The sequence below is a fragment of the Streptomyces sp. PA03-6a genome (genome assembly GCF_033792765.1).
In the GTDB taxonomy this organism is placed as follows: Bacteria; Actinomycetota; Actinomycetes; order Streptomycetales; family Streptomycetaceae; genus Actinacidiphila.
The window spans coordinates 1-5444 of the sequence record NZ_JARAVK010000400.1 but is presented as its reverse complement, the minus strand read 5'-3'; the positions used below and the strand labels follow the sequence as shown (position 1 = coordinate 5444).

The window sequence follows — 5444 nt, the reverse complement described above, 5'->3', positions numbered from 1 at the left end:
CAATGATGATGATCGCCCCCGCCCGCCCCCACGACGTGCTGCTGGTCGAGGACGACCCCGCGGACGCCATGCTGATCGGGGACGCCCTCGCCGAACGCGGTGCCCGCAACCTGACCCAGGTCGAGGACGGCCTCGCGGCGCTGGAGTACCTGCGCGACCCGGCCAACCGGCTCCCCGACCTGATCGTCCTCGACCTCAACATGCCGCGGATGAACGGCCACGAGCTGCTCTCGATCCTCAAGAACGACGAGGAACTGCGTGCGGTCCCGGTGGTCGTCCTCACCACCTCCGCGGCGCCCGACGACGTGACCGGCGCCTACCGGCAGCACGCCAACGCCTACGTCACCAAGCCGGTCAACCTGGACGACTTCGAGCGCGCCGTGCACAGCATCGACGCCTTCTACCTGGACACCGTCACCAAGCTCCCCCGCCAGTGAACGCGACCGGAAGACGATGAGCGTCGGTCGCGGAAAACGGGGTAGACGGACGGCTGGCCGCGCCTGAGCGCGGCCGGCCGGGAAGCTGTACGAAAGGCACCACCATGGAACCGAGGCTGGACGGCCACCCCGCCCACCTGGCCGACTGGCCGTGCATCCACGCCGGATTCGCGCACGAGGGCGACTCGGAGGCGATCTCCGCGGCGCGGCGCTTCACCGGCGGGTTCCTCGCCCGCGTCCAGGGCGAGCACGGCGTCCCGGTACCGGTGGAGACGGTCGAGACCGCACAGCTCGTCGTCAGCGAGCTGATCACCAACACCTGCAAGTACGCTCCGGGCCCCGGTCTGCTCGACCTCGAGGTGGACGTCGACACGGCGACGCTGCTGGTGTCCGTGTGGGACACCAGCAGCACCCTGCCCCTGGCCCGCGCCGCCGAGCCGGGACGGATCGGCCAGCACGGCCTGGAGATCATCCTGGCCCTGTGCGAGGGCTACGACGTGCAGCGGCAGCCGGTGGGCAAGCGCATCACGGTCCGCATCTCCCTGGAGCCCCGGACCCGCTGAGCCGCGGCACGCCCCGCCGTCACGGCGATCGGGTGAACCCCCGGCCCGGCCGGGTTCACCGGCGGGAGCGCATGGAAGGTGCCTCACGCGCCGGTCCACCGCCTCCGGCGCCCCGCCCGGCCACCGGAACAGGACCGTCCAGGAGCAACGCCATGACCAGGATCGCCATCATCCTCGGCAGCACACGCCCCAGGCGCCTCGGCGAGGCCGTCGCCCGGTGGGTGTACGAGAACGCCGCGCTGCGCGGCGACGCCGAGTACGAACTGGTGGACGTCGCCGACTACGACCTCCCGCTGCTCGACGAACCGCTGCCGCCGTCGCTGGGCCAGTACAGCCGGCCGCACACCTTCGCGTGGGCGGAGAAGATCGGCTCCTTCGACGGCTACGTCTTCGTGACGGCCGAGTACAACCACTCGATCCCGGGGGCGCTCAAGAACGCCATCGACTACCTCTTCGCCGAGTGGAACAACAAGGCGGCCGGGTTCGTCGCGTACGGCAGCGTCGGCGGCAGCCGCGCGGTGGAGCACCTGCGGCTGGTGATGGCCGAGCTGCGGGTGGCCACCGTGCGTGCGCAGGTGGCGCTCTCCCTCTTCCGCGACTTCGCCGACATGAGCCGCTTCGAGCCCGGCCCGCGCCGCGCGGGCGAGCTCGGCGTCGTCCTCGACGAGGTCCTGGCCTGGACCAAGGCCCTGGAGCCGCTGCGCCGCACGCCGTCCTGACCTCGGTCCCGCCCTGCCCCTCCCGTAGCGCACGGCCCCTCGTAGGGTCCTGTCATGGACGGACGACAGGGGGGCGGTACGCCGGCGTGCGAACGCTGCGGCGGGACGGTGGCCCCGGACGGTTACTGCTGGGACTGCGGTGTCGCCCAGGCGGCGTTCCGGTCGCGGGTGGAGGTCGCCGCGGGCGGCGCGGCGGGCGTCAGCGACCGGGGGAAGCGGCGTGAGGTGAACGCCGACGCGATGGCCGTGACCACGGCCGGCGCATGGACGATCGGCGTGGTGTGCGACGGCGTGTCCATGTCACCCCGGTCGGAGCGGGCGGCCCGGCTCGCGGCCGAGGTCGCCTCGGACGCGCTGGCCTCGGCGTTGCGGGCGGGGACCGTGCCGGAGGTCGCGCTCGAGGACGCCACCGGGCGCGCGGGACGCGCGGTCGCGGCACTCGCCGTGGCACCGGACGACGCACCGGCCTGCACCTTCGTCGCGGGCGTCGCCGGTCCGGACGGCCTGTGGTGTGCGTGGATCGGTGACAGCCGTGCGTACTGGCTGCCGGACGAGGGCCTGGCCATCGCGCTGACCGAGGACGACACCGGTGAACTCGACGTCCTCACCGGCTGGCTGGGCGCCGGGAACGGCGAGCCCGTACCGCGGGTGCGCAGCAGCCGGCCGGCCGTGCCCGGCCGTCTCCTGCTGTGCACCGACGGGCTGTGGCGGTACCTACCCGGCGCGGAGGCGCTGCGGGCCCGGCTGGCTTCCGCACCCGGCTCCCGCGGCGGCGGGCCACTGGACGGCGCGCGCTCGTTGGTCGGGTACGCGCTCGACGCCGGCGGGCACGACAATGTGACGGCGCTGCTCCTCCCCGTTCCCGCCGACGGTCCGCCACGGGCGGGGGCGACGGGAGGGGTGTAAGCAAGAGATATGCGTTTTGCACCACGCGCAGGCACGTACTGGTCAGCCGAGCGGACCCCTGCCCTGATCGCGGTCCCGGTGCTGCTGATCGTGGCGATCGTCATCAGCGACCTGGTGATCCCCACGGAGGGGCACCTGGGACCGCTCCTGGTGGTGGCACCGGCACTGACCGCGTCGTTCGGCGGGCTCCGGCTCACCGCCCTCATCGGGGCCCTGGCGGTGGCGTCGCTCACCGTGGTGTCGGTGGCCGACGGCACCATCACCACGTCGTACCGGCAGAGCGAGATCATCGCGCTCGTCCTCGTCTCGGCCCTCACCGTGCTCTTCTGCCGGCTGCGCGAACGGCACCAGGCGGAGCTGCAACAGGTGCGCTCGGTGGCGGAGGCCGCGCAGCAGGTCGTCCTGCAGCCCCTGCCGGAGCGCATCGGCCCGCTGCGGATCGCCTTCGACTACCAGGCCGCCGAGGACCAGGCCCGGATCGGCGGCGACCTGTACGCGGCGGTGCGCACGCCCGGCGGCACCCGGCTGCTCATCGGGGACGTCCGTGGCAAGGGCCTGCCGGCGATCGGCGACGCCTCACTGCTGCTGGGGGCGTTCCGCAGCGTCGCCTACCGGGCCCCGCCGCTGCCCGCGATGTACGCGCACCTGGAGGCGACGGTGTCCTGGAAGGCGGCGCAGGGCTGCGCCGACGGCCTGGAGGAGGACTCGGCGGTCGAGTCGTTCATCACCGCGATCCTCGTCGACTTCCCCGACGACCGTCCCGAGGTCCGCATCCTCAACTGCGGCCACCCGTCCCCGTTCCGGCTGGCCGCCGACGGCCTCGCGCCCCTCGACCCGACGCAGCCCGCGCCGCCCATCGGCCTGGGGCTGCTGCAGCCCTCGCACCCGGGCGTGGACACCTTCCCCTTCGCACCCGGCGACATGCTGCTGCTCTACACCGACGGCGTCACCGAGGCCCGTGACGCGTCCGGCCGTTTCTACCCCCTCGCCGAGCGCATCGCGTCGTGGCCGGGTCAACAGACCCCGGAGGACCTGGTGCGGCACGTACGCGAGGACCTCCTCCTGTACTGCGGGGGCCGACTCGGCGACGACGCGGCGTTGATCACCGTACGGCGGGAGCCGCTGGGTCTCGGCCTGTCGTACGAACCACGGACCGTCGACGGGCCCTCGGCCCTGTCCGGCGGCCCGGAACCCGGTCGCCCCACGAGGGTGCCGCCCTTCGGCCCCGAGCGGGAATGACCCGCCCTCGCGCCCCGTCACCCCCGGCCGTCTCCCGCTGTCGGAGCGCTGATCTACGCTGGGGCCGCCCACGCGACCGGCGGCCCCGATGCACCCTGCCCAGGGGCCCGCCCGACCGGAAGGACGGTCCATGAACGAGCAGCGCCCGATCGACTGGGACGAGGCCACGTGGCTCAACACCCCGCGGGAGGCCACGGCGGACGGATCCGGGATGCTCGTCACCACCCGTGACCGCAGCGACTTCTGGCGCACCACCGGTTACGGCTTCGTACGCGACGACGGGCACGCCCTGCTCACCGCCTTCCCGGGGGGCACGTCGATGGAGGTGACGTTCCGCTCGGACTTCGACACGCTGTACGACCAGGCCGGGCTCATGATCCGCGTCGACGCCGAGAACTGGGTCAAGGCCGGGATCGAGATGTCCGACGGCGTGCCGCACCTCGGCGCGGTGGTCACCCGCGGGGTGTCCGACTGGTCGCTCGCGCCGGTGCCCGACTGGGCCGGACACGCGGTGACCGTGCGCGCCAGCCGTTCCGGTGACGCCGTCACGATCCGTGCCCGCCGCGACGATGGTCCCTGGCGGCTGGTCCGGCTGGCGCCGCTGGCCCCGGACGCCACCGCCACCGCGGGGCCCTTCTGCTGCTCGCCCGAACGCGCGGGGCTGCGCGTGGCCTTCACGGGCTTCACCCGGGGCGTGGCCGACTCGGCGCTGCACGAGGAGCCGCATGAGGAGCCGCAGCAGGCGGGCGCCGAGGCCACCGAGGGCCGGTGAGGACACGATGGGGTTCGTGGGCGGGATCTGGCGTGTGCTGAGCGACGGGGAACCCGTCGGGGACATCACGGTCGAGGAGGCCGACTTCCCGTGGTTGTCGGGGCGGTTCGCGCCCACCCCGGCGTTCGACCGGGTCCGGCCGCTGTTCGCGCGCGAGCTCGCCCTGATGGAGACGGCGATGACCGCGCCGGCCGAGGAGGACGAGCCGTGGGCCGCGTGGGAGGCGGCGTACGACGAGGTCCGGCGAGCGGTGTCGCTGCGCTCGCCCTCGGGGCCCGTGGCCGAGTTCCTGCTGCACATCGAGGACGACCGGGCCTGGTTCCGGTGGAGTGACGAGCCCTTCGACGACGACTCGCCGAGCGACTGACGTCCCCGCCCTTCGGCACCCCTCCCCCTGAGCCTGGTAGTGGCACTACCAGGCTCGCTCCTTGACGTCACGACCTGGCAGTCGCAGCGTGGGGTGCGTGGACAAATAGTGGCAAAGGCAACATTTCGAACATCACCTACTTGACTGCGGGATCTCAGAACCCGCAGAGCGGTGGGGCGCCGCTCTTACCGTCCGGCGCAGTGGCCTTTGAACCTCGTCCACGCCCAGGAACCGACCGGGCTAGGAGAGTTCTCATGCGTATTTCCAAGTGGCCCCTCGCCGCAATGGCAGGCCTCGCGCTCGCCCTTGGGGGTGCGGCCTCAGCGGCCGTCGCGGCACCGACGAGCTCACCGGCCTCAGCAGTCAGCTACGCCGAACACGGCGGTGGCGGCGGCGGTGGCGGCGGCCACGGCGGTGGTGGCGGCGGCTACGGTGGCGGCG

Annotated in this window: 7 protein-coding genes and 1 pseudogene; all 8 read left to right on the top strand. The window is 73.1% G+C overall.

What is annotated here, in order from left to right:
• The first annotated feature begins 5 nt into the window (after positions 1 to 5).
• Positions 6 to 437: a response regulator gene (locus PV350_RS44065; protein WP_499516702.1), complete on the top strand. Its 432-nt coding sequence runs from the start codon at positions 6 to 8 to the stop codon at positions 435 to 437.
• A gap of 104 nt (positions 438 to 541) precedes the next feature.
• Positions 542 to 1000 carry an ATP-binding protein gene (locus PV350_RS44060; protein ID WP_499509268.1) on the top strand — a complete coding sequence of 153 codons (459 nt, stop codon included), beginning with the start codon at positions 542 to 544 and terminating at the stop codon, positions 998 to 1000.
• A 152-nt stretch (positions 1001 to 1152) separates the two neighbouring features.
• Positions 1153 to 1719 carry an NADPH-dependent FMN reductase gene (locus tag PV350_RS44055; RefSeq protein WP_499509269.1) on the top strand — a complete coding sequence of 189 codons (567 nt, stop codon included), beginning with the start codon at positions 1153 to 1155 and terminating at the stop codon, positions 1717 to 1719.
• A gap of 54 nt (positions 1720 to 1773) precedes the next feature.
• Positions 1774 to 2625, top strand: coding sequence for a PP2C family protein-serine/threonine phosphatase (locus PV350_RS44050; RefSeq protein WP_500338996.1), 852 nt, complete (start codon positions 1774 to 1776; stop codon positions 2623 to 2625).
• 9 nt (positions 2626 to 2634) lie between these two features.
• Positions 2635 to 3864, top strand: a complete 1230-nt coding sequence (locus PV350_RS44045) for a PP2C family protein-serine/threonine phosphatase (protein WP_499509271.1) — start codon at positions 2635 to 2637, stop codon at positions 3862 to 3864.
• A 130-nt stretch (positions 3865 to 3994) separates the two neighbouring features.
• Positions 3995 to 4636: a DUF1349 domain-containing protein gene (locus tag PV350_RS44040; protein ID WP_500338994.1), complete on the top strand. Its 642-nt coding sequence runs from the start codon at positions 3995 to 3997 to the stop codon at positions 4634 to 4636.
• Positions 4637 to 4643: 7 nt separating this feature from the next.
• Positions 4644 to 5003: a hypothetical protein gene (locus PV350_RS44035; protein ID WP_500338992.1), complete on the top strand. Its 360-nt coding sequence runs from the start codon at positions 4644 to 4646 to the stop codon at positions 5001 to 5003.
• A 254-nt stretch (positions 5004 to 5257) separates the two neighbouring features.
• Positions 5258 to 5444, top strand: a pseudogene (locus tag PV350_RS44030) (hypothetical protein); the annotation flags it as partial.

Excerpts from the sequence above, each read along its gene's own strand:
- PV350_RS44040 (WP_500338994.1), top strand. The coding sequence starts at position 3,995 with ATGAACGAGCAGCGCCCGATCGACTGGGACGAGGCCACGTGGCTCAAC.
- PV350_RS44065 (WP_499516702.1), top strand. The coding sequence starts at position 6 with ATGATGATCGCCCCCGCCCGCCCCCACGACGTGCTGCTGGTCGAGGAC.
- PV350_RS44055 (WP_499509269.1), top strand. The coding sequence starts at position 1,153 with ATGACCAGGATCGCCATCATCCTCGGCAGCACACGCCCCAGGCGCCTC.
- PV350_RS44050 (WP_500338996.1), top strand. The coding sequence starts at position 1,774 with ATGGACGGACGACAGGGGGGCGGTACGCCGGCGTGCGAACGCTGCGGC.
- PV350_RS44035 (WP_500338992.1), top strand. The coding sequence starts at position 4,644 with ATGGGGTTCGTGGGCGGGATCTGGCGTGTGCTGAGCGACGGGGAACCC.
- PV350_RS44045 (WP_499509271.1), top strand. The coding sequence starts at position 2,635 with ATGCGTTTTGCACCACGCGCAGGCACGTACTGGTCAGCCGAGCGGACC.
- PV350_RS44060 (WP_499509268.1), top strand. The coding sequence starts at position 542 with ATGGAACCGAGGCTGGACGGCCACCCCGCCCACCTGGCCGACTGGCCG.